The 22,804-nt window shown below is 60.9% G+C and carries 23 protein-coding genes and 1 pseudogene; 13 read left to right on the forward strand and 11 right to left on the reverse strand.

All coding sequences use genetic code 11. From position 1 onward, the window contains the following. Nucleotides 1-61: 61 nt before the first annotated feature. The 4 genes from CH285_RS05110 to CH285_RS05125 all read left to right on the forward strand — a co-directional run bounded on the left by CH285_RS05110 (nt 62) and on the right by CH285_RS05125 (nt 4,134). Nucleotides 62-685: a hypothetical protein gene (locus CH285_RS05110; protein ID WP_015586083.1), complete on the forward strand. Its 624-nt coding sequence runs from the start codon at nt 62-64 to the stop codon at nt 683-685. Between the two features lie 1,060 nt (nt 686-1,745). Next, entirely contained in the window at nt 1,746-3,260 is a 1,515-nt protein-coding gene (locus CH285_RS05115) for a hypothetical protein (RefSeq protein ID WP_015586085.1), read from the forward strand. Between the two features lie 46 nt (nt 3,261-3,306). After that, nucleotides 3,307-3,936, forward strand: a complete 630-nt coding sequence (locus CH285_RS05120; RefSeq protein WP_139278539.1) for a hypothetical protein — start codon at nt 3,307-3,309, stop codon at nt 3,934-3,936. Between the two features lie 9 nt (nt 3,937-3,945). Next, nucleotides 3,946-4,134, forward strand: a complete 189-nt coding sequence (locus tag CH285_RS05125) for a hypothetical protein (RefSeq protein ID WP_015586087.1) — start codon at nt 3,946-3,948, stop codon at nt 4,132-4,134. A gap of 636 nt (nt 4,135-4,770) precedes the next feature. Here the strand turns inward: CH285_RS05125 and bcmE are convergent. Both bcmE and CH285_RS05135 read right to left on the reverse strand, forming a co-directional pair. Further along, on the reverse strand, nt 4,771-6,039 hold the full coding sequence (bcmE, locus tag CH285_RS05130; RefSeq protein ID WP_032364993.1) for a thiamine pyridinylase: 1,269 nt from the start codon (nt 6,037-6,039) through the stop codon (nt 4,771-4,773). Nucleotides 6,040-6,280: 241 nt separating this feature from the next. Then, nucleotides 6,281-6,987: pseudogene (locus CH285_RS05135) on the reverse strand (transposase); the annotation flags it as partial. A gap of 110 nt (nt 6,988-7,097) precedes the next feature. Between CH285_RS05135 and CH285_RS05140 the strand changes: the two are divergent. Then, nucleotides 7,098-8,726: a hypothetical protein gene (locus CH285_RS05140; RefSeq protein WP_052049375.1), complete on the forward strand. Its 1,629-nt coding sequence runs from the start codon at nt 7,098-7,100 to the stop codon at nt 8,724-8,726. 34 nt (nt 8,727-8,760) lie between these two features. Here the strand turns inward: CH285_RS05140 and CH285_RS05145 are convergent, their stop codons facing one another. Continuing rightward, nucleotides 8,761-9,060 carry a hypothetical protein gene (locus tag CH285_RS05145; RefSeq protein ID WP_015586093.1) on the reverse strand — a complete coding sequence of 100 codons (300 nt, stop codon included), beginning with the start codon at nt 9,058-9,060 and terminating at the stop codon, nt 8,761-8,763. A 64-nt stretch (nt 9,061-9,124) separates the two neighbouring features. Here CH285_RS05145 and CH285_RS05150 point away from each other — a divergent pair, with 64 nt between their 5' ends. The 3 genes from CH285_RS05150 (at nt 9,125) to CH285_RS05160 (ending at nt 10,407) form a co-directional block, all read left to right on the forward strand. Continuing rightward, nucleotides 9,125-9,667, forward strand: coding sequence for a hypothetical protein (locus CH285_RS05150; RefSeq protein WP_015586094.1), 543 nt, complete (start codon nt 9,125-9,127; stop codon nt 9,665-9,667). A gap of 177 nt (nt 9,668-9,844) precedes the next feature. Continuing rightward, nucleotides 9,845-10,132 carry a type II toxin-antitoxin system Phd/YefM family antitoxin gene (locus tag CH285_RS05155; protein ID WP_230591632.1) on the forward strand — a complete coding sequence of 96 codons (288 nt, stop codon included), beginning with the start codon at nt 9,845-9,847 and terminating at the stop codon, nt 10,130-10,132. A 26-nt stretch (nt 10,133-10,158) separates the two neighbouring features. Next, on the forward strand, nt 10,159-10,407 hold the full coding sequence (locus CH285_RS05160; protein ID WP_371828030.1) for a type II toxin-antitoxin system RelE family toxin: 249 nt from the start codon (nt 10,159-10,161) through the stop codon (nt 10,405-10,407). 21 nt (nt 10,408-10,428) lie between these two features. Here CH285_RS05160 and CH285_RS05165 read toward each other — a convergent pair whose 3' ends face one another. Continuing rightward, nucleotides 10,429-11,049 carry a hypothetical protein gene (locus tag CH285_RS05165; RefSeq protein WP_032364994.1) on the reverse strand — a complete coding sequence of 207 codons (621 nt, stop codon included), beginning with the start codon at nt 11,047-11,049 and terminating at the stop codon, nt 10,429-10,431. A 313-nt stretch (nt 11,050-11,362) separates the two neighbouring features. On the opposite strand from CH285_RS05165, the gene CH285_RS05170 reads away from it, so the two are divergent. From CH285_RS05170 to CH285_RS05185, 4 genes are all read left to right on the forward strand, one after another. Then, nucleotides 11,363-11,866, forward strand: coding sequence for a hypothetical protein (locus CH285_RS05170; protein ID WP_015586098.1), 504 nt, complete (start codon nt 11,363-11,365; stop codon nt 11,864-11,866). Then, nucleotides 11,863-12,492: an RES family NAD+ phosphorylase gene (locus tag CH285_RS05175; protein ID WP_015586099.1), complete on the forward strand. Its 630-nt coding sequence runs from the start codon at nt 11,863-11,865 to the stop codon at nt 12,490-12,492. The genes CH285_RS05170 and CH285_RS05175 overlap by 4 nt, the downstream gene beginning before the upstream one ends. A gap of 63 nt (nt 12,493-12,555) precedes the next feature. Continuing rightward, complete coding sequence (locus CH285_RS05180) at nt 12,556-13,626, forward strand: ATPase AAA (RefSeq protein ID WP_015586100.1); 1,071 nt, start codon at nt 12,556-12,558, stop codon at nt 13,624-13,626. Further along, nucleotides 13,623-14,642, forward strand: coding sequence for an ATP-binding protein (locus CH285_RS05185; protein WP_032364995.1), 1,020 nt, complete (start codon nt 13,623-13,625; stop codon nt 14,640-14,642). Before CH285_RS05180 ends, CH285_RS05185 begins: the two co-directional genes overlap by 4 nt. A gap of 78 nt (nt 14,643-14,720) precedes the next feature. Here CH285_RS05185 and CH285_RS05190 read toward each other — a convergent pair whose 3' ends face one another. Then, nucleotides 14,721-15,242, reverse strand: coding sequence for a hypothetical protein (locus CH285_RS05190; protein WP_015586102.1), 522 nt, complete (start codon nt 15,240-15,242; stop codon nt 14,721-14,723). A gap of 311 nt (nt 15,243-15,553) precedes the next feature. Between CH285_RS05190 and CH285_RS05195 the strand changes: the two genes are divergently transcribed. Then, a complete protein-coding gene (locus CH285_RS05195; protein ID WP_015586103.1) occupies nt 15,554-16,183 on the forward strand; it encodes a TetR/AcrR family transcriptional regulator in 630 nt (209 codons plus the stop codon). Nucleotides 16,184-16,534: 351 nt separating this feature from the next. On the opposite strand, the gene CH285_RS05200 is transcribed toward CH285_RS05195, so the two are convergent. The 6 genes from CH285_RS05200 to CH285_RS05220 all read right to left on the reverse strand — a co-directional run bounded on the left by CH285_RS05200 (nt 16,535) and on the right by CH285_RS05220 (nt 22,625). Next, nucleotides 16,535-16,900, reverse strand: a complete 366-nt coding sequence (locus CH285_RS05200; RefSeq protein WP_015586104.1) for a histone-like nucleoid-structuring protein Lsr2 — start codon at nt 16,898-16,900, stop codon at nt 16,535-16,537. Nucleotides 16,901-17,131: 231 nt separating this feature from the next. Beyond that, nucleotides 17,132-17,869 (reverse strand): hypothetical protein, encoded by a 738-nt coding sequence (locus CH285_RS05205; RefSeq protein WP_141214994.1) that lies wholly within the window; start codon nt 17,867-17,869, stop codon nt 17,132-17,134. 4 nt (nt 17,870-17,873) lie between these two features. Then, on the reverse strand, nt 17,874-18,026 hold the full coding sequence (locus CH285_RS27790) for a hypothetical protein (protein ID WP_155290115.1): 153 nt from the start codon (nt 18,024-18,026) through the stop codon (nt 17,874-17,876). Nucleotides 18,027-18,174: 148 nt separating this feature from the next. Next, complete coding sequence (locus CH285_RS05210) at nt 18,175-19,101, reverse strand: hypothetical protein (RefSeq protein WP_032381211.1); 927 nt, start codon at nt 19,099-19,101, stop codon at nt 18,175-18,177. 115 nt (nt 19,102-19,216) lie between these two features. Then, the gene (locus CH285_RS05215; RefSeq protein ID WP_141214993.1) at nt 19,217-20,746 is read right to left on the reverse strand and encodes a DEAD/DEAH box helicase family protein; all 1,530 of its coding nucleotides are present in this window, start codon (nt 20,744-20,746) and stop codon (nt 19,217-19,219) included. 265 nt (nt 20,747-21,011) lie between these two features. Further along, nucleotides 21,012-22,625, reverse strand: coding sequence for an esterase/lipase family protein (locus CH285_RS05220; protein WP_032375847.1), 1,614 nt, complete (start codon nt 22,623-22,625; stop codon nt 21,012-21,014). Nucleotides 22,626-22,804: the final 179 nt, after the last annotated feature.

Genomic DNA, 22,804 nt, shown 5'->3' on the forward strand with positions numbered 1-22,804 from the left:
AAACAGCCGCACCATTATCGTTATCGCAGTACAACGCACAGAACAACGTAGGGGGTCCACGATGATCAGCACACGACGTCGCACAGGCGCGGCAATCCTCGCAGTAGCAGCCGCTGCAAGCATCAGCGTCGCATGCGGGAGCGGTGACATTGAGGCGACCCCCGTAACGACCACCACGCAGCCGGTCCTCACGGGACCAGAGGGCGTCGAAAAGTCCCCGGAACAACAGGCGACCGAGCAGGCAACAGCAAAGGTGAATGAGTTCTTCGCCGTTCTCGCGAAGGTCGAGAGCGATCCTGCTGTAGACATCAACATGCTGGACTCTGTTGCGAGTGGAAAGATCCTCGATCAGTTGAAGGCAAACGTGAACCTGCGCCGATCTCAAGGAATTGTCTCCACGGGTGCTGCGACTGTCGCAGATGCATTCGTGACGGAACTGCAGGCACCAAAGGATGCTGACGGGAACCCAATTAAGGAAGAAGCGTCGGCAACATTGCGAGTCTGCATCGACAGCTCGAACTATGACCAGATCCGTCCGGACGGCACGAGTGTGCTCCCTCCTGACCGAGTCCGGCGGGAGCTGGGCAAGCCGACTCTGGAGAACGTGGCGTGGCCAGATTCATCAGGCTGGCGCATTGTTTCCGATGCAGTGACTTCTTCGGGTACCCCATGCGACGCACCATGATCGACGGTTTGGCAAGTAGGCAACTGGAATCCATAAGGGCGGTGGGTCATGCGTAAGCCGCTTGGGGTTATCGCATCAGTGCTTCTAGTTGGAGTGTTCAACGCGAACCCAGTATTTGCGCAGCCGGGGATCGGCACCGGAACTGGCGGTGCCTTCGGCGGAGGCTTGGGTGGTTCGACAGTTGTGGTCGAAGGTACGTACACGAGTGTGCCGTCAGGGGGTGGAACGACTGGATCCGCGCCAGCTGCTGTGGGCGGGGGAGGTGGTGGGAGCGCCGCGCCGTCCGGACCGCCGCTCGAGTTCGTTCCGTCGACTGACGCCGCCAATATGACGCTTGTTCGAAATGCTGATAGTGGTGCCCCGATGGCAGTGAACGTCGTTAATGATGACGGCACAACATGGTCCTGCGAAGCGGCCGGTCCGTGTGTTCAAATTCCGGACGTTGGGGTGCCGGCTACGCCTCCGGTGGTCGACGTTATGACCGTTGTCGGCCAAGCGGTTACGGCAATGCAGTTGGATCCGCCCGGAATAGGCATCACCCCGAACCCCGCAAACACAGGTGCTGTCGGCCTGGTTGGTCTACCCGGCTGGTTCTGGGTCGCTGACCCACGGGAATCGACAGTCGGCCCCGTGACCAGAACTGCAGCAGGACCGGGTGTCATAGTTTCTGCTACAGGGGTCAATACGTCCGTGGTCGTCAATTGGGGGGACGGATCCGTGCCGTCGGTGTGCCCAGGTGCGTTACTGCCCTTCACGCCGTATACCGATGTTGCACAAGGGCTTCCAAGTCCGACGTGCGGCAATATCGTTTATCACAAGACGTCCACTACCGAGCCCGGTGGGACATTCAAGGTCTCCGCGACATCGAATTGGCTCGTCACGTGGACAGCGACGACACCCAACGGGACGGTCGGTGGAGTCATACCCACGCCGCTGACTTCGCGTACTGAAGTTCGGATTGGTGAACTGCAGGTCCTGGTCACAAATTAGAGCCGTGCGCCCCCGCTCCTCGGGTGCGAAATTGAGTCACTCCAGGCTTACCGGTTTGTAGGCTGGTGGAATGCCTGAACGGTTGACTGTCAACGTCACGATGCCACCGGAATTGGCTGGGGGGCAAGTGCAGGCCTACCTGGAAGAGTTGGGGTTCGAGGTCGCCCACACGTCCGCGCCCGATGTGTGGGCGTTAACCGAGCCGGCTGCCAGCATGGACTGTGTCGATTTTATGACCGTTCGCACCCTGTCGGGTTCGGAAGCGGACGTCGATGACGAGCTCGTCGACCTCCCGCAAGACCCTTACGTCTCCAGGCTGGACCATGGGCGAGTCGTTGAGGAGCGCCTTCGCGCGATCAGACAGATGAGCGCGGGTGCGGTGGGATCGTTCCTGTACGGACTCCAGCTACCTGTCATCACCGCCAGCGATCGAGCCTTGTCCGCGGCAGTACAGGACGCGAGTAGGGAGTTGGCCGGAACTTCGGACGACGATGACGAGCATCCGTTCGACCGGCATGCTGTCCACGTTGTTCGCTATGGCAACGCCACGCACCGTCGGATCAGGTTTCCTGGTTTCGTGTTACGTCTGAATCAGGACCCCGAACTTCTCGACGACATACGACGCGGGCCGATCGACGTCGATGAGACCATTTTCGCGTCGGGATCGTCGATCCTGAGCAGTGTCTTGATTCCCGCGAGCCATCTCGGTCCGTTGTTGGCCGCACGGTCTCCATGGGTATGGGCGTTTCAAGCGAACAGGGTGTCGGGTGCGGTGATTTTCACTCTCGGCACAGATATTGTCGGGAGGTCTCCTGTTCCGTACGAAGCGCATCAGGTACTTCCCCGATCACCAGTGGGTCGCCTTCCCCAGCGGCAGGAGCCGCCGGCACCGGAGGCGTGGGGTGCGGCCGTCGCTTGGTGGGTTGCTCAGATGAACTCTGTTCTCGGGCATCTCCTGAACCCATGCCTGTTCGCAGATGCTGACGGTGACTACCTCCCCTATGCGCAGCAGAACCGGTTGATGGAATTTGCGGATCTTCTGCAACGAGTTACCTCGACGCTGCTATCGCTGCACGACGACTACGCAGCCGGAGTTCTGATGTGGTCAGCAATGGACCTGATCGAGGCGACCTGGCTTTCATGGGATCTCACGGCACTGTGCAAGCCCTCGGTTGCGGCGAAAGCGCTGCAGCAAGTTCGAGAACGTATGCCTGCTGATGTTCAGTCCGTCCTGCTTCCGTACGCGGCTTTTGGTGTGGAAGCGTTGACCGAAGTGGGGGACGGGTTCTTCATCAAGAATTACCGTAGGTCGGAGAAGGTAATTCTGAAGCTGCCCGGTGGAGCGGACAAATCCCTGTCACTCGATGACGCAGTGAGTCAGTTCATGCGTTTGCGCAGGAACACTACACACGGGTTCGACAAACCTGATCCCGTCCGTGACCGACTTTTCGCGCAACACAACGGCCGGCTGCCGGCGACACTGATGTACCTGCCGCTGCTGTACTTGATGTACATCATGTCCGATCCTGATGACCTGAGACGTCGTCTGCTCCGTCGATCCGCTCGAAGACGCAGGACGCAGTGAGAGGTGTTCACACACGTTGCCGGTGGTGTGCTGAGACAATATTGCGGTGAGTGTCATGGTGCGCCGGCTGATGGGTGCGGTGTGGCCGACGAGGTTCGGCGCAGCCGAAATTGATGTCGAAAAGGGGGCGCTAGCAGTGGAATCGAACGACCGGGGTGGGCGCGAAAATGCTTCACCGGACTCCGCTGCTGGCGAAGAGATGGCGTCCGAGCTCAACCCGGTGAGTGTCGAGCTGAATCCGGCGGCAATCGAGATGGTGCACGCGAGCATCGAACGGACGCTGGATTCTCAGGAACGCCGAGTGACGAGCATCGATCAGCGCGGGGGTGTGCTGCTGGGATTCGCGGGCATTCTGGTGGGGATCGTGTTGCGCAATCCCGCGGGGATCGGTGTGTGGGAGGTTGCGGGTGCTGCCCTGGCCGGTGCGGCGGCAATCATGGCGGCATTCGTGATTGCACCCAATACCGCGTCGGGGCTCAATCCGGAAGTGGTGTTGGAGGAGTATTCGACAGTCGATGAGACGACGGGCCGGTTCGAGATCGCGTCGACACTGGTGTCGATTTATCAGGTGACAGAGATGCGGCTTCGGAGCAAGCTGATGCGGTTGCGGATCACGACGGGTCTGTTGGCTGGATCTGTGCTGGTGTTGCTCGTGACGGCTATCATTCGGATGTAGGAGGACATCATGGCTACGGTGAACGAGCAGCAGAAACCTGATCGACCGGTGGGCTCGGCGAGCCCGGCGACGGCGTCGCGGCGTCGCAAGGTGGCCTTGCGTCCCAATCCTCGGCTGGTGGGCAACTACGAGGGCAGTTCCCGCACGATCGACGAAGTGCGACGCCAGATAGAGAAGCAGCAGGGGGCGTCGGCGTGACGGCCTCGAAAGATCAGAATCCGCCGGCGGGGTCGTCGGCTCCACGTGCCAGCGCGCGCCCTGTGGTGGTGGTCCCGACATCGGCTGCGGGTGATCGCACCATTGTTCGGGCAGCACCCAACGAGAGAGCTATCCGCAGCATCACTGCGGGGGCTGCACCTCAAAATGTGCGGTCCGCTGTCCGCCGCGAGCACTAATTTCGCGCGCACGCCTTTGCGCTGTGTCGTAGATGATCCAAAATTGGGCTAGCAGACGGTGCCAAACGTGTTCGTCCAGGTCGCCGATCTGCAGCGTCGACTGTGTCTGCTCCCGATCACGCTTGGCCGTTACCTGGGCAGCTGTGGTGATCGATGCAGCAGCGGGGGAGGGCTTACGATGCGGCCACCGACCCGCGTCGAGTGCTCGATGTAGTAGTCGAGCATCGGGTGAAACTCGGCAGGGTAATCCCTTAGCCAAAAGCTTGCACGGTGTTCGACGAATTTCGACGCAAACCCCGCGACACTCAGACAGCGGTGGTGTGGGCAACCGGACCGCATGTATGGATCTCATAGCGATACTCCATTGCCGCGTGTCCGAACGGCGAGGACCAAACGTGGCACAACCAGCCATTGCTTACGACTTTGCGACGGACTCCTGTCACGGGCGGCGAAGTAGCCCTGCAGGTGTGGAAGCGTACGCGGGGTCGTTGAACACGGCGCTGTCTTCGCCGACATGCTCCGCAACGCCAGCGGGGGGTGGCCCGAGGATTTCAGTTTTGATGCAGCCTTTGGTCGAGTCGAGCCAGGTACGGGAATCGGCCCCAAGTCGAAATGGATGGGCCATGTCGTTGGAAATGATGTTGCGCATGATGTTGTACACCGCCGAATTGGGTTGCCGGGCCAGGAGCTGATTCATCAGCGATTGCCGGGTGGGCACCAGGTATTGCGGTTTCTTTCCTGTTGGGGACATGCACTCGAGCATCACGTTGGTCGATGCAATCAACTTCACGAGCTGGATAGCCGTTGCTCGCTTTTCCTGGGCGATGGCCACATTGACGGAAAGTGCGTCGGTATAAAGCGGTATCCCCACTTTTTCGATAGGTTCGGAGCTCAGCGGCATGACTGAATAGGTCGAGGCGTCGACGTTGTCGATGAAGTGGAAGATTTCGGTCAAGCCTACGAAGGCTCGACCGATCCGCTGGTTCCATTTCGTGATTCGGTCGTAGCCCGAGTCGGGATATGTCGCCTGGGCGTACCCGGCGATGTTTCGCAGCACCTGCATGTCGGCGAGGCCTTGCTGATCGAGTCCTGGACAGGGGGGAAGGGCGGGAGTGAGCGGAAACTGGCCCGACTCCTCCATGACGGCCTGCTCGTACATGCACGCGACGGTCGTTCCCCCAGTAAAATCCAACAGCATGCCTTGACCCTGCGCGGGCCAGACTGCTTTCGGATCCCCGTCGCCGAGGATTTTGTGTAATTCTTCGACAGTCATCCCCGGCGCACCCAGTGCTGCGTCAGTGAGACGGCGAATCAAAATTTGCATGCACCCTAAATACGGTATTCCTTGATACTCCGAGGATTCCGTTTTCAGCGATGCGAGAGACCACGGGTAAAAGTCTGCGGTGCCGTCGATATCGAACTCGACACAGAACTGACGCATGTGATCAGCGAAGATGCAGTCGTAGGCAAAAACGTCCACAGTGGACGGCGGATCGCCTTTGTAACAGTCGTAGGTGTAGACGAAATTGAGAGCGACATCCGGTTGGACGCTGTGCCACGCGGCTCTGATGGTGGACTCGAACCATTTCGGTTCGGGCGTGTACGGGTACAAGGCGACGTTCAACGTGGATGCGTCGCTGGCTGGAGGTGGCTGGTTGGTGGGGCCGGAATCCTTGTTCAAACTGCGTCCGAACTCGGTACTGGTCACTGCACACTTCCCGTCATCACACTGTCTGCAGGGGAACGGCGATTGCCTCATACAGTCGCATGATTTTCCGAAAGTGGCAAGGATCACATTTACTTACCCTCGATCCACGGACTGAGGTGACCCACTGTGGTCGATGACCGAATTGTGGGGTCGGGACTGGTTGGGCGTGTTTCGTCCGCTGGTCTACCCAGCATTTCCACGATTGTCGTTGCTCGGGCCGAGTCGGCGGGTCGGGTGAGGATCAGGCGGGTGTGGGTGGGCTGATGCCAATGATGTTGCGCCATAATTGAAGCCACGCATCGAGCCACGGCCAGTGTCGCGGCAGGTGCAGTGTGGGTGTGCGTTGTGGCCGCACGAAACGCGCGGCAATGTTGACGATTTGCGCCGTAGCGTTATTCCGCGAGCTTTCGCGTGACGCCCGCCGGAGACGGTTCCGGCGGCGCGCAGCAGGTTGTGGGCGATCGCTGCGCACTGCACCCAGGCAGAGCTCGCGCCAAACGATCCTGACGGCATGTGCGCGAGCGGTCCGTCGATCAGATCCGAGAACACAGTCTCGATGACCGCGTGTGCACGGTGGACGACATCTGCGGTCGTCGTCGGCAGGGTGCTGTTGGTAAAAAACGGGTGATACCGCCACACCGGAAACAATGCATCGCGGTAGCGGGCGTCTTTGACCCGCCGCACGATCAACCGTGCAGAAACAGGATACGCGGTGGAAGAGAAAGCGGTGAACGATGTTTCGGCGACCTCGGCGTCGGAGATCCAGCCGTCGGTGTCGGGGTCGCGGACCGCTCCCGGGTAGCGCACGGGCGTCCACGCGGTGTCAGGGATGGAGGCGATCGCTCGTTGGACGATTCGGTTCTTGATCAGTACGAACGAGAACTTGATGCAGGCGCGTACGACGCGGCTGTTGCCGTAGGCGGAGTCGCCGCGGACCATGATTTTCCCGCTGGCGAGACTGGATGTCGCAGCTCAGCCCTAGTCATCCGGGCGAGCACGGGTGGCCCATTCTAAGTCGACTCTCAGCCCGGTCGCCTGCCCTCCGTACGATCAAGGGGGTGCTGACCGATCCACTGCCGAATTCCGGCTCACTTGAGCGCTATGAGGCTTTGCCCACGATTCTCCAGCTGAGGAGCTACCTCTCGGAGATCCAGGCGGAGCCGACCGAGTGGATCTCGGTTCTACGGAATCGAGGGAGCGGAATCAAGTACAGCTCGCTTCAACCTCTTCTGGTGGCGACATCGGACCAGCGCAAATTCCTCGCCACTACCGATTGGTCCATCAACGACCTCGGCGAGCCCAGTTACAGCTCTGATCGCCTCCCGGCCTTCCGCGACGGCTTGACCTCCAACCCTGATGGCTACGACCTTCATCTGTTCGTCAACGTGTCCTGGGTGCCATCGGCAACCACAGAACCCGTTATCGAATTCACGCCGTCGTTCGTATGGTGGTTGGGCCTGATCACGCGATCGAACGAGACAATGTATCGAACTAATCACGCGGGCCGCGATGAGGAGGTCGTCGAGATCGTCAGACCGAATCCTGGTGAATACGAGGTTCGAGTCAATGCACGGCACCTCCGAAAGTATCTCGCGGCCCGGAGCATGAGCCTGGTGATCCAGCACGCCCATTCTCGGGCTGACGACAGCGTGCATGAAGCTCGGATCGACCTTGAGATTCGCACCAAAGACGCAGCGTTCGCCTACACGGCGTGGGACGCGTATCGGGGGCCTGGTTTCGTAGCGCAGTTGGTTGGGAAACAGGCAGTTTTGCCGTTCGCGTCCGCTGGCGAGCACCCCGACGATCTGCAAAGGCCTGAGCGGTTTCAATCGTTCATCGTTGACATCGACCCCTCGACCGGCGACGAGGTTCGTTTGAGTTGCGAGCGCGATGAAGCGAACTACCTCACCCCAGTCTTCTTCGACACGGATGTTCTGACCCGATACCGCGACAACCCAGACCGCTACACGGTGCTGCGGACCGATGTCTCGTGCCACGGTCGGTGGGCCATCGATGTCGACATCAACGGTGCCAACCTCGTCCAGGTGTGGCTGGGACACCTCATCCGGCTACCCGAGACCGAGCGAGAGCACTGGCTCACACACAACGTCCCGCCGAACGGTGGAATAACCATCACACGTAGCGTGCGGGACCTAGCGGGCCAGTGGGTAGAGGACGAACGCCCTGACCCTGCTCGGCTGAGACGAGCTAAGGCAGAACTCATCGAGGCGTTCACTGGCTACTTCGGTGAGTCGTTGTACAAGCAACTCGGCCCGGCTGACCTCCGTGCGTTCGATGCCTTGGCATTGTGTACCAATCCAACCGAAGGCCAAAGCGACAACGGTGTCATGGTTCTGTCGAAAGGGATCGTGGATGCACTCGATGTCAAGACTCTTCGAGAGTCCTCGGGCGCGGACACGAATAGTCCTTCGCTTGCCTGCCTACAGCTACTCGTCGAGAACTTGGGTGCCGACCCGAATGGTCTCGTCGGACCCCTACGCCAGCTTCAGGGAATCCGATCGGCAGGCTCGGCCCACATGAAGGGCACGAAATTTACGACTGCGCTGTCGGCCGCAGGACTGAATTCTCTTCAGCCGGACAAACAATTCGAGACAATCGTAGATCGGGTTACGATGGCTCTGCAGGGCTTGTCCGAGCTGTTCCGAAGGACGCCCCCGCAAGTGTGATGGTGCCGGTCATTTTGTTCCAGTCTCGCTCTGATCATGGGTTCGCATTGATCTCACCCCACGCGTCTAACGCGTGTTGGTAGGTCGCCACAGCACCCGATTCAGTCGGAGCATCGCAGAGCGCGATCGCAGCCCTGGCAAGCGACGCGAGCGCAAGATCTCCCAGATCCAAGATCGCGTCGTCGCCATGACTGAGCAGAGTAAGCATCGTGGTAGCCATCATCTTCGGATGTTCCAGGACTTCAGCGGGCTGAGGCTGGCCCAACTCGATCAAGGCCAGCGCTTCGAGAAACATCGGTACAGCGAACGCCACCCTCGGATTGATTGCGCTCATAGCGTGAAGGTTAGCAATCGGCCGAATACCGGATGTTCTGGAGAATCTCTGAGACGGTGGAGGTATGACATCGAAACGTACCTCCGCCGGCGACAAACGCGCCCGCAAGGTCCAGCAACGTCGAAAGCGACTTGCACAGCAAGGGGTCTCACGTGAGCAGCACGCTGCGCTGGTGCTCGAGCGCAGCGGTGATCCCTCGTTCGTGCAACGGCGCACCAACGCCGACGGTGGGCGCACTCTGTCGTGGAGCAAGGACATGGTGGGTGGTGCGGAGCTCAACGACTCTCTCGAAGAGCAGCGACAGGCGTTTCGGGACAAGTTCGGCCGAGATCTCGGGCCGAACGATCCATTGTTCTTCGACCCAGCTGCTGACACGCCGCAGGAGATCAGTGAGGAGAACTTGTTGGCGGACGTGGACTCCCTGATCGACAAGGCCCGCGAAGCAGGGGAGAACCCCGCCTACTTCCAAGCATGGCGCGACACCGGGTTCTTGCTCACCGAACACAACATGCATCTGTTCTCCGCGTCGGATATCGACGAATGGAACGCGGCGCTCGAACGGCATTGGGACGAAGCGGCATTCGGGCCGTTCGACGATGCATCTTAGGACCTACGGCATGTTCGGGCGGCTGCAGCGAGTCCGAGAGCGGTGGTGAAATTCCCACGCCGCTGACCGCGCGCACTGAAGTCGGATGGGCGAACTTCGGGTTTTGGTCACCAGTTAGTGCTGTGTCGCGTCGAACGGCAATTGCACCCTCGCACTATTTGCGCTCTAATTATGTACATGACTACTTTGCCGGTCGCGGATGCGCGTGCGCGTCTGTCCAAGATTGTGGACGATGCAGAACAAACCCACGCCCGGTATGAGATCACCCGTAATGGGCACCGGGCTGCTGTGTTGCTCGCTGCCGACGATTTCGATGCGCTGCAGGAGACCATTGCAGTGCTATCGGATCAGGAACTGCTGACATCTCATCTTCGGGGCGTGGCGGAGCTGCCTGAGGGTGACAGTCTCGATGCGAAGGAGTTGGCCGAGGTCATGCGGGTCGCTGGCCGGTCTACCCGCGCGTGAGTGAGCCTGAAGCGCCGTATCGGCTTGTGATTGCTCGATCAGCGTCTCGCGCTATCAGTCACACTCTTCCCGAGAAGGTCGCCGCTGCGGTGTACGAGTTCATCACCGGAGCATTGCTGGAGAATCCGCAGCGGGTCGGGAAGCCCCTGGCCCCGCCGCTTTCGCCCGCCTACAGCGCCCGCAGAGGCACCTACCGGGTTCTCTATCTGATCGACGCCGGGCAGCGCATCGTGCAGGTCACCGCGATCTCACACCGGTCAGATGCCTACCGCTGAGAAGATTGCGTAGCTACCGGATTATGTTGCGGAGATCAAGCCTCGTAGGCGTAAGGCTTCCACCAATGGTGGGTGGGTCGCGGTCTCCATCCAACCAGATTTTCGGTCCGCCTTGCTGCCGAGTGAGTCGGATACTGCGCTTCGCAGAATTCGGAGGGCATCTTCGATCGCCTCGCGATCGGCGTGATCGCGATCGAACCAACTCATGTCCGCGCCGATGACTCGTTCGTACTGCACCAGGGCACCATCCTTGTTCACTCCCGCTGTCTCCATCAGATCTAGTGAACCGATCGAGAAGACCAGAGCCCGAGTGATCGTTGTCGGCATTCCGCGCCGGTTTGCTTGGTAGACGGTCGGATCGACAATCCGGCCCATTGCCGGAATCCACAACACTAGGTGTCCTGTCCACCATGTGTCCGACTCCCATTTCGGTGTGCGGCTTCCCAGCTCCACCCACTGCTCGTCCGACCACGCCACCTGCCCGTACACGACCAACGGCTCAGCCTCGATCCCGTAGTCACGCAATGCCGGAATCAGGCAACGCACCGCAGCAATGCAGGTGCCGGAAAAACCGCCCTCGGTGTAGGCCTGCCAAATCTGGCAATGCCGGTCGATGATCTGCACTTCTGCCGGTGCAGTCACGCCAGGATTCGCAGGGGGACGGATCCCCGCTACCGGTGGTGTGACGTACCCGGCCCGCTGCGCCCATTCTGGCAATGCAGCGGCTCCCGGACCGCTACGCGATCGCCCTGACCCCTTGCCTGCACCCTTGCGTTTCTTGCTCACCGGTGACATTTAGACGCTCCCAACCCACCTCGACTCTCTGCCCCGTCGCAGGAGTTTCGCGTCCCGACCGTACCGGCCAGGTACGACACTTCCCGCACGCTAACGATCACATCCCTGTATTCAGGTTGACATGGTTGACATGACGCGAACAGCCGGGGATGATCAGGGTATGTCCACTGTCGAGAAGGATTTCGAGGTCATGGCGCACCGGCTGGTCGAGGCCAGTGGCGCGCCGGACGAGCGTGATCTGGCGTATGCAATAGCGGGCCTCGGCGGCATCGTCAACGGCCTCAAGGCGCGTCGCGCGTGGAGTGAGCACGTAGGGGAAATCTTGACCCCCAGTCAGGCCCTCGACGTTGCGGGTTGGACGCGTGCTGCCTTGAGCAAGGCTGTGAAAGAGAACCGCGTTCTTCGGTTGACCGGCAGCAACGGCAAATACGGCTACGCCGCCGCAGGCTTCACCGATGCCCAACCGGCGAAGCCGATTCTCGGCATCCAAGAGGTGCTGCGTGTGTGGGCGGGGCAGGACCCGCGTGGATGGTTGGCGGTCGCGTGGCTGACTACCGAACAGCCAGAGCTCGACGGCCGTACACCTCGGCAAGCACTTCTCGACGGGGACGTTCCTACGGCTGCTCGCGCTGCCCGGGCTGCGGTCAGTCGGCTTGCGGCGTGAGCGCTGAACGCGCCGTCGTTCATCTGTTCGAGCCCAAGCCCGTCGGTGAATTGGCGGAGCGATTTCCGTCGTGCGTCTACCCGGCTGGGGCCGAGCTGTTTCGATCGCATCAGGCCAGTCTGGGACCGTGGTGGTACTCATCGAATGGCGGCGGCAGGTTCGACCTCGAAGCCCCTGATGGGACTTGCTACCTGGCCGAAGACGAAGTGGTCACTCTCCTGGAGATTTTCGGTGGCCAACAGGTCGTGCCGAGATACGAGGTCGATGCGCGTGCAGCGTCGACGATCACGTTGGATGCTGATATCAGGCTCGCTGATCTGACTGCGAACACCGGTGTCGCGCTCGGAGTCACGGCAGAAATCTTTACTACCGCCGACTATCCGCTGACGCAGCGGTGGGCGGCCGCGTTACGGGAGGCCGGGTTCGAGGGTCTGCGGTACTGGGCCCGCCACGACCTCGAACATGCCCGGCGGTGCATTGCACTGTTCGGGCAAGCGGGGGTGGCAGGCGAGGAGCATCGTCATACCGTCCAGGCCACGGTCACCCTGTCTGAGCGAGCGGACCTGCTGGAGCGGTGGCGTGAAGAAACTGGTGTCGCGATCTTGGACGTACCAGATCTGTTGTAGCGATCGTGGTCAACCGCCCGCAAGGTATTGCTAACGAAACTTACAGTAAGTACTGTAAGTCTCATGAAGATCAGCGCACGTCCTCTGCTCGACAATTCCGTCGACGCCGAACTGTTCGTCGGCCGGCGAGACGAACTCGCCGCGATATGGGACGGATTGAACGCTGAGCTCAACGTTCTGGTGACGGGGGACCGCGGCACAGGCCGAACGTCGCTGCTTAGACAGCTGCAGCTCGACAGCCGAGAGCCGTTCACCGGTGCCCGCCGCGAAGGCGACTTCCCGATGAGCTTCGTTCGGGTCGAGGGGATCTCGGACGGCCGTGACGTGCTCGCCCGCGTCGTAGAACAGGTCACCGGCGAACCGGCAGTCGACAGTGACGGGCCCGACGTCTTGCTGCGGCGATTGAGTGACTTTCGCCTGCAGTTCATCGACGCCACGCTTCGGAGGTGGGCAGCAGAAAGCGACGACGGCACTGCTCCGCTTGGGACGCGGCTGTATCCGGTGATCATCGTCGACGACGTCACCGCATCGGCCGGGCACGCACTGTTCGGGCGGTACCGCGATGAGGTGTGGGCGACGGGATACCTGTGGGCGGTGTCGGTGCGTGAAAGTGACCGTCAAGGTCTCCTGACTCCGCCTGCAGATGCATTCTTCGAGAAGATCGTCGACGTACCCCCGCTCTCGAGAACGGAAAGCATCAAGTTGATCACTCGCCGCGCGGGAATCGACATGGAACCGCAAGCCAGCACCCTCGCTGATGCGGTAGGGCGAAACCCCCGAGATCTGGTAAGTGCTCTGCGGGGATTCCTGCAGGACCCCGGGTCGTACGAGGACAACTACCTGGCCCTCGCCGATAGAGACAATGCGCTCTGGGCTTTGGGTCGCCCAGCGTCGATGCTGGCGGCCGAAATGAAGGTGCGGGGCCCGGTCAGCGCATCGGATGAAGACTTGCTGGCCGCGTTGGGGTGGACGCGTCCTCGTGCTGTACAAGTCTTCAAGCAACTTTACGAGAAGGGGCTGGTCCGGAGCAGCGAAGTCTCGTCAGGTCCCGGGCGGCCGCGGCGGGTGTACGAGTTGACTCCGCCGGCGGAATGGCTGCGGACCGAACACGCTGATCCGGAGGACCAGAAATGAGTGACGCCCTACTGCGTCAATTGCGGGACTCGAAGGCCTTCGACCCGTCGCCGGATCCGGATCGTATGTGGCAGGTCCATGTGCCGTTCGACGTCCTCACTGGCCCCGTGAGTGGTGACTACGAGCAGCGCTTCATGGACGCTGTTCGGCGGCGTGAGCGTGTGGCTCTGATCGGTGCCAGTGGCTCGGGTAAGTCCTCGATCACCGAGTACGTGATGGACGCTCTTCACTCCGAAAACGTTGCAGCACTGAGGATCAGGATGGGATTTCAGACCGACTCCCTCGTCTCCGATCCGGCTGAATTCCCGCGTCTGTTGGTCAACACCATCGCCAAACAGCTCGACGAGAACCGGGCAGTCCAGAAGATTGCTCGGGAAATGCGTGGAGGTTCCCCACATCGACCGGTCAAATTCTCGGTTGGTCTCCCATGGTTGGCCGGCAATCTCGCGATCGAGCTCGGCAGCGTGGTGAACGAACCATCGCAAGGTGAGGATGTCGTGGATCAGGCCATCAGGGTCCTGGAACTGATTTCGCGCAGTGGCTTGATTCCGACGCTCGTGCTCGATGACACGGACCAGTGGATACGTCGTCCAGGTATCGGCGTCGATCCGGAGCCGCGGATCGCAATGTTCTTCGGCTTGACTCTGAGGATGATCGCCGAGCGACTTCCGGCAGCATGTGTCGTCGCCGTCCATAACGACTACATCGACAGCCCCCACTACAAACAGGCTCGCGAATACCTGAACACGCGAATCACCCTGCCCGCCTTAGCTAATTCAGCCGCGCTGGGGTCGATCATCGGTAGGCGGGCCCGCCAGGCCGCGGGAAATCCGAATCTCGGCGCGGTCGACGTCATCGACGCTGACGCCCTCCAGCATCTCTTCGACCACTACGGGGCCGGTCGCAGTGTCCGCCGGGAGCTGGTCGTATTGCAGGATGCGTTGGTACGAGCGTGTTCTGCAGTAAGTGAGACCATCGCCGCAGCTCACGTCGTCGCTGCGATCGCTGCAGGCTAGGACACGACTACCGGCGTAGGTAGTTCGCAAAATGCATCGCCTGAACTGCAATTCGGGTTTACCAACCCCTTTGCAGCTTCAGTAGTAGGTGTGAAACTGCTTGGCCCTGTCCACCGCATCGAGGACCTCAGCGTCGAGGCCTTGAGCTTCTCGTTCGATCGCGTTTACCCGTCGCTTCATGCCTGCTCTGGCGAGCCACGGCGACCACATCAGTCGACTGAGCTGCGCTGCTGACAAGCGCACACATCGCCCCAGCGCAGTGTTGATTCCCCCGGCTTCTTCCTGACCGTCTTTCTGCTTTACGTCGTCGTCGCTCGTCAGGCGCGCCACAGTGGCCAGTTGGATGTACAAACGCAGTGGCCGTCGCGGAACCCGTGCAATGATCGCGGCCGTCTCAAGCTCGCGGACACTGTCCTTGAAGTGCTGAAACGACGGATCAGTGGACGACGACCCTGCCCATCGGGTGCGTTCGGTGCTCGCCAAGTGCCGGAGAACCTCGCTACGCAGTTGACGGCGTTGCTGACTGCCGATCAGGTACTGGCCCGCAAAGGATCCGATACCGAGAGCTCCGATAATCGAGGCCACACCACTGATATCCATTTCGTAACAGTATTCGGATCCAGAACTTGGGGTCGGTTGACGCAACGTGAGTGGTGAAAAAGGAGAGATTTTTCCGTACCTATTGCGCCTCACGCGGCAGCAGATGTTCCGACTCCCGAATATTTGCCGGTGCTCGAAGTGTCCACCTCCGCAGGCATAATCGTGGACTGTTGGAGCCGATCGACTTTGGAATGGCGAAATTCCTCGCCTAGGGACGGTAGTGCTTCGGTCGCCGACAGATGGTCGGATCCGCGCGTGCGAATCGGAGTAGAAGGCAGTCCTATGTGGCGATGGACCGGAGAGAGTGTGACATGACGGTTGCCGATCAGAAGGTTTCGGAGCGGGAGAATGCCGAGCATCGCGCGCGTCCTCCGCAGAAACGTGCGCAACGGACCCGTGACGCGTTGATTACCGGTGCGGCTCGAACCATCGCATGTGGGGGAAGCGGCGTCACGGTCAACGACCTGATACAGGCTGCAGGGGTGACCAAAGGGGGCATGTACTTCCACTTCCCATCGAAGGACGCTGTTGTTCATGCAGTGGTCGACCAGGCTGCTCGACAATGCGAGTTCCTCCGGGCGCATCGCCCGTCTACAGGAGACACTGTGGCCGATGTTCAGGACTTGCTCGGCGGCTACTTCACTCATGCGAAACGGTATTGGTCTCTGAGGGCAGCAGCGGTGTTGTGGACCGACCTCCACTACGAGGACGTCGCACGGGCCGCGACCTACCACCCTCTCAGGGCCGCGGTCCTGGCCCTTCTGACCAGCAACGGCAGGCTGCCGACGATATCGGTGGACACTGCCGATGCTGTCATGGCCATCGTGTGCGGCGTGACGACCACCGCCGGGCCGGGGGGCTTCGGTGACGGCGGCGATCTCGACACCGTCCTGCGGTTGACGGGGCCCGTGATCGCGGCTGCCGGTGCAGTGGCGGTATGAACAGCGGTGGCGGGGACTCCGGGAAGCCTTGATCTCCGCCGGTTACCCGCGGCCGGTAGTGGGCGACGAGCCGGGCCAGCTCACGTTGTCGTGGGGCACCGGTGTCGGCGTACGAGAGATGTGTGTGAGCCCTTCAGGGGTGGTCGCCCGGACACCGGACGCGGTCTTTGCCTTGGGCCTGTTACGTCAGTCGGCAGCAGACTGGGTATCGCCGCTGCACCCGCTGATCGCAGAGCCGATCGTGCGCACATCCGAATCGCCCTTTCGGGTAGTCGAGCCGGTGACCAACATCGTTCGGAGCGCGTCGGTGATCCGGCGTTCGATGACGTGCCAGGTGAGTTTCCTGGGCTGTCAGTGTGCGGCGTTGTACGCCTCTTCGATGTCGGTGGGGATGCGGCCTCGATCGCCGATCTCGTGACCGTTGTCCGCCGCCCACTGCCGAATTGCGCGAGTCTGCGCCGGGTCACGCTTGGCCGGTGTCCCGGCTGTCGAAGGCGTCGACGCGGTTGCGGGGAAGGGTTTACGTTTGCGTCCGCCAACCCGCGCGGCGTGCTTGATGTAGTAGTCGAGCTTTCTGTGAAACTCGCTGGCGTTCTTTGCTTTCAAGTCGATCACGTACTCGACGCCCTGGACCGCGAACTCGATCGTTTCACCGGAGTCGTCGATGACCGATCCGTCGATGTCGTCGACCAATTGAATCGTTTCTAGCTTGGCCACAGTGAAGAAACCCTCTCGCAAAAATGTATGGAAGACAGCTAAGTGAGCGTATAACGGGTCTGCGTGGTCGTGACAACTGTGGGTGCGGCGCGCGTGGTTCGGATGCAGGATCGAGAGAGTGCGATTATGGGCAGCGCTCCATTCGTGGTCGGCGATGAAGCCCAAGTTACTAGTCGTGTGCACTTCAATGTCGGGGCAGCCGATGCAATGGCAAGATTTCTTGCATGCATTCTAGGGCCGAGGGGCATGCTGGAATCGGGCTGACAGCTCATCCCGAAACTCGTCGCTTCTGTCTTTGATCCAATCCATCAGCTGCCTCATGCCATTCGTTTGCCCGACTGGCGCTGGCCGTCGTTCGTGTGGTTTGAACTTGAATTGCGGTACGGGTTCCTCGCCATCCCAAATGTCGAATTTTGCAGTCAGTCGATCGAGGAAAGTTGTGGCACGCGCGGTAGTCGAGTTCACGACGAAACTTCGGTGTCGGCGGACAGCGCCGGGTGACGAGCGTGTGTCTGACAGTTCCTCCTTGCGACGATCGAGCACTCGCACTTGGCTGCGGATGACAGCTATCGCGCCACGGGTTTCGACAGACCAACTGCCTCTTCCTACCTGGGCGGCCCAAGTGTCTACGGCGCGGCGCGCATCGTTGGGTAGTTCACGCGATCGGGCGATGTACGGGGCGACGTCGTCGACGCTTCGCCCACTATGGAACTCGTGGTCGAGGTCTCGGAGGTTGTAGGCAATGCGCCTCTCCTCCAGCGCGAATGCCGATGCGAACCCGATCTTGCGGTCGCGGTCGCGCTCTTTCCTGTCGCGGTGGGCCTGTTGTTTGTCGAGACAGCGATCATGGGCGAGCTGGTCTGTGAAGAATTTGTATGCAATGGCAAGACCCGCGACGGTTATTACTGTCGGTACTCCGGGTGTCTGCAGCCACTTTGCGCTCCACAATCCGACCAGAATCTCTGCCACCCATTCATGCGGGATAGTGCACCGCATTGCCATCTTTCAAATTCTCGCTACCGAGGACGATGCTGCCCGACGGGTCCGTCGGCGGCATCATCTGGCAGTCGACGGTGGCGACGACGTCGACTGCTTTAGTTCTGTTGGTTGTTCCTCGTGCCTCCACGAGCTCAGTTGCCTCTGGGGCTGTGGTGAAGATCGTGCACCGAGAAATCAGTTAGGTATGGTGCGCCCCACTGGTCTCTTCTGCGCTGAACCCTTGAGGCTCTGCACCCCCTCCTCGGCGAGGACAACGCAGATAGGTTGGGTGGCGTTCAGTTCGGGAAGAGGTCGTCTAGCTCGGCCCCGGTGAGCAGCTTCCCGCGTGTCGGGCTCAGGAGGGTGCCGAGCCAGCGTCCGCTGGGCAGTCGAGTTTCTACCTTGGTGCGGGCATCTCCACGAGAGGCTGCGCTGTCGTCTCCACACAGTGCGTCGTATTGCTGTAGTCGATCTGCAAGTAGGTCGTACAGGTGCAGCGCGGCCGCGTGGTTGATCAAGGCGATGCTGTCTCGTGCGGCTTCTTGCGCGTCCTTCTGAACCTCCGTAGCGGGGGTCAACAGGCAGCCGTAGACATGGGTTTTGGGTGCGCGGGTCTTCTCGACCCGGATCTGACCGAGCAGCTGATTGACGTCCGTGCGGCTCAACGGAGGTGGGGTACCGGACGGGACAGTCTTGACTTCCCACACACGGCGTTCGGAGCGTTTGGTGGTCGACCATGTCCATCGACAGTCAGTGGCGCTTTGTTCCTTGTCCGGCGGTCGTTCACCGCTGGTAGCTGCCAACCGCGCCAGCGCGAGCAGACCGGCACATTGCTCGTCGTGAGTTCCGGCCAGCAAGGCGCGTCCGGCCGATATTTCCTTTGCCAGTCGGGTACCGGCCTCTCGACGCCACTCATCCCACGCGAGGAACAGCTGGTCGGTGTCATCTGCGGGATTGGTGAAGCCGTCGAGGTCCGAGATTGTGCGACGAAGCCTCTGGAACCATGCGGTCCGGGGTCCGTCGTGGGTGGCATCCTCCAATGCATTACGGGCCGCTGCGAAGTCTTTGGGGGTGCCGCCGGTGAAGTGTGCGTGGGCTTCGACGTACCGCCAGAACGCGGCGTGTTCGGTTTCGTCCGCGGCCGCGAGTTTGTCCGATGCTTCGCGTGCGTGTTGTGCCGCTGCTGTGTGGTCGCTGATCCACATGTCAGCGACGGCGGTCACTTCGAGGTCGGCGCTCGATACGGTGCTGCTGCCGCCTGTCTTCTTTCCTGGTCGTCGCCGGCGAGGCCGCGTAGACGCTGGTGACGCGGTCGACGTCGCTGCGGTCCAGAACTTGTCACAGGCTTCCCGTGTGCCGGCCCAGCCGGTGTCGTAGATTTCCAGTGCTCCCTTGATGGTGTCTTGGGTGCCGTCGGGGATGGATTGTCGAACGACGGTTGTCGGCCAGCACACGAGCGAACAGTGGGTCCAAGCCCAGGTACATCGATCGGTCCGAGGGCTCGCGGTTGGCGCGGCCGAGTGCTTGCGTGACGCGCTGGCCGACGCGGTGTCGCATGAAGCTGGCATCACCGAGATAAGCGACGACGAAGCGCTCGAATTCGCTGCTTGCTTGGGGTACCGATGTGATGATGACGAGCTTGCACAGGTCGCCGGCGAGGTCGAGACCGTCGTAGCGGCCGGCGGCGATGAGGTGGCCAGAGGGTGCGTGAGTCCAACTGTCGAATGCGGAGTCGTCACTGGGCTTCAGCCTAAATACAGTGAGCTTTTCCGCCAACAATTTGGTCTGTAGGGCGTCGGCTTCTGCGTGGCTCGAGCACAGCCACGCCGTTCTGCCGCCCGCTTCGGCCGACTGTTCGAGCGCCCAGGCAAGTGTGTTCGGACCGAGCGCTTCGTCTGGGCTGGGGTTGAGTACGAACAGACGCTCACCAGTGGATGCCGCATTCAACGGGTCGGCGGTTGACAGGGCCATAATCTGTCGGCCGCCTACTCGTCGTTGCAGGTCGTCCATGGTTCCGAGCGTTGCCGACAGGTAGATACGCTGCTTGGCACGTGAGTACCACTTGTTGAGGGTTGTCGGCGGATGATAGGGCCGGATCTCGATCCCGGAAGGCCCGATCAGTACCCCGCAATGCCCGAGGTGGTCTCGGATGGTGGGCCACACATATTTGGCTTCTTGGGCCTCGACGTACGGCGATGCTTCAATGGCGTTACGTATACGTTCCTCAAGAGTCTTCCAGTCCTTGAAGGACAGTAGTTCTGGCGGAGTACCAGACCGGGCTGTTCCGTCCTGCATGGCGTGCAGTCCGGGGTATGACGATGTGTATGTGATCACGAACCCGCAGATCGTCCGATAGAGCGACCTGGCCGCACCGCTTTCGTCGGGGATGCGAAAGGTCTGCATAGAACTCAACGGTTGTTCGGCGAGGTGAGCATCGTCGAAGATAACGAGGTCGGCGGGCTCGGGGACTGGGCTGGAGTTGAAGTAGACCCAGTAGTTCATTACGCCGACGACCTGACCCTGGTTGTAGTCGTCGAGCGTGGTCCCGCCGTAGGACTTGCCCGCGAAAAGGACCACCTCCAACCCGAGCTCCTCCGCTTCCGCTCGAACCCGCTCGGCGAGTTGACGTGTTCCGGCCAGATAGGCGACAGTGCGGCCTTGATCAAGCGCGTAGTCAGCGATCAGCAGAGCAACTAGTGTCTTGCCCTCGCCGGTGCCCATTTCGATTGCCAGGTCCGGAGTGGCCAAATGTTCTGCGGCATATGCGCTGAGAACTTGGCTCTGGCTGGGACGTAGCCCGATGAAACGTGCAGATCCCAACGCAGTCATGCGGTTTGCGAAGTCCGGCACGGTGCCATCGATCGTCAACGTCACATACCCTTCGTCGAGCCCAGCGGCTTTCGACTGTACCTGCGAACTCCCATGTTGTTTCAGGGTTTCCGACTCGCTGAGTTTGAGCGATAGCTGCCGACGCTACGGGTGCTATCGGCAGGTCGATGCTGGTTCCGCTAAGTATGCTGCGGGGCCATTTCGACGACGATGCAGTCGTGCTTGATCGGGGTCAGCCTGCAGTCATCGTGACTGAGGTCTAGGAGCGGACAGCCACGACCAGTACGAACAGCCGGTCGTCCGATCATTGTTCGGCATTGATTGCGATGCGAAATTCTCCTGCGAATCCGGTTCCGTCGACGGCAAACGTCCAGTCACCGGCGTCGTTCCGTGCCAGCTGTTGCACGCCGTTGGCCGTGTTGTCGGCGAGAAGTCCCAGCTCGGCCTCGTATTGCGGGTCGTTGCTGCCGAGAAACCGTTCACCGGTGTGCACGAACACGGCCGGTCCACCAGCGCGAGGGAACACCTGTACGTAATACTGCTTTCGGAAGATCACGTTGTCGGAGAACCCGACGCCGTAGCTGTCTCTCTCGCCGACGTATACATCGAGGCGGAAGACCAGACCCGGCACGTCCGTGTCAGGTTTGTCATCCTGATCGACCCAGCCTTCCCAGACCAACCGATCCGGCCCAGCCCACCCCGTGGTGCGATCGCCGGCATCGTCCAGGGGATTCCTGAGTTCACCTTCCAGGTCGGGTGGCCCGCCGAGCAGGTCCGGACGGTCGAACGGGCCGTAGCAGTTCTCCGCCTCCGGGCTTTGGTGAAACAGCTCGAAGTCCACGTACCGCGGTTTGATCGTCACCCCGAAGTAGAACTCACTTTTTCCGAAACAGTCCTGTCCCCGCTCGACTTTTGCCTCGTCGAGCCAGAGCTGGATGCGATGCGACCCGTGCAGGAACCGCATCGCTATCTCGTAGGATTCCCTGCACGTCACCAGTGAGTCCACCCCGCCGTGGCACTTGTGTACGAAGGTGCGGGGCGCGCCGGGAAGCTGCGCGGCGGACTGTTTGACGAGCCCATCGCTGCGGTTCGTACTTAGCGAACCTCCGTCGAACAGGGTGGACAGCCGATTTGCCAACGAAGCTCCGCTCGCGCCGTAGGTGCGGTAGTTGGTGCCGACGACAGTCAGGATCCGCTGGATCGGAAACGCGTCCAAGACCTTCAAGAACCTCGTGCTCGACGGCGAGAACGAGGCCAGTTCGTCGCTTGCGTCGCGCGCGCCCGGCAGCAGGTCGAGCAACCAGCGGGGCACGCGTTGAAAGGCAATCCCGCGGTGCGGTGTGCCGAGGGTGACGACGCGATGCACCAGTCTTTGAGCTGAATGGTGTGCGTTCTCTTCCATCGCCAACAGGGCCTCCCGCATAACCAGCCCACCCATGCTGTGGGCGATGACGTCGACGCCGTCGAATGTCTGGTTGTGCTGTTCTGACGACCGTTCGATCAGGGAAATGAGGCGGACCAGCCCTTCCGCGTATCGGGCCAGGGTCCGCGGCGAGAGGTCGTAAAATCGGTACACCCATATCGTCCCGGAAGTGGCCTCGTTGAGAACGCGCGCGGCCGTGCGCGGATCGATGACAACGCTGCCGCCTACATCAGAGGGGTCGTATTCGCCCGTGTCGGCGGGTCCTTCGACATTCTGCGCGTAGTAGCCCACAACGTTGGTCGCGTCTGTGTAGCGGTACCTCTTCGCTTTCAGTGCGCGGAGCAGGAAGCCCTCGTAGATGTAGTTGTCACCACGCTTGGTGGGGTAGACCGTGCCGTCGTTGTATCCCTGATACGCACTACGCTGATCATCAGCGACATCGACGCCGCCGAACCCCCTGATCAGGATTAACGGTCGGCATTTTATTTCGCCCATCTGAACCTCCACGAGTGTTCGTCGCAGCAGGCACATGCCCCCGCTGTAACTCGTCGTCCTTGACTCAAATCGACGGGTGGAGATACCTGAGGTGCAACCGCGAACCCGCTGAGCTGGTCGTTGCGGCCAGGCCGCTTCTGATGGTCCTCGTGTTGGGGGGCGATGTCACTGGTAGTTAG

This window comes from Rhodococcus sp. 05-2256-B1, assembly GCF_002258465.1.
Classification (GTDB): domain Bacteria; phylum Actinomycetota; class Actinomycetes; order Mycobacteriales; family Mycobacteriaceae; genus Rhodococcoides; species Rhodococcoides fascians.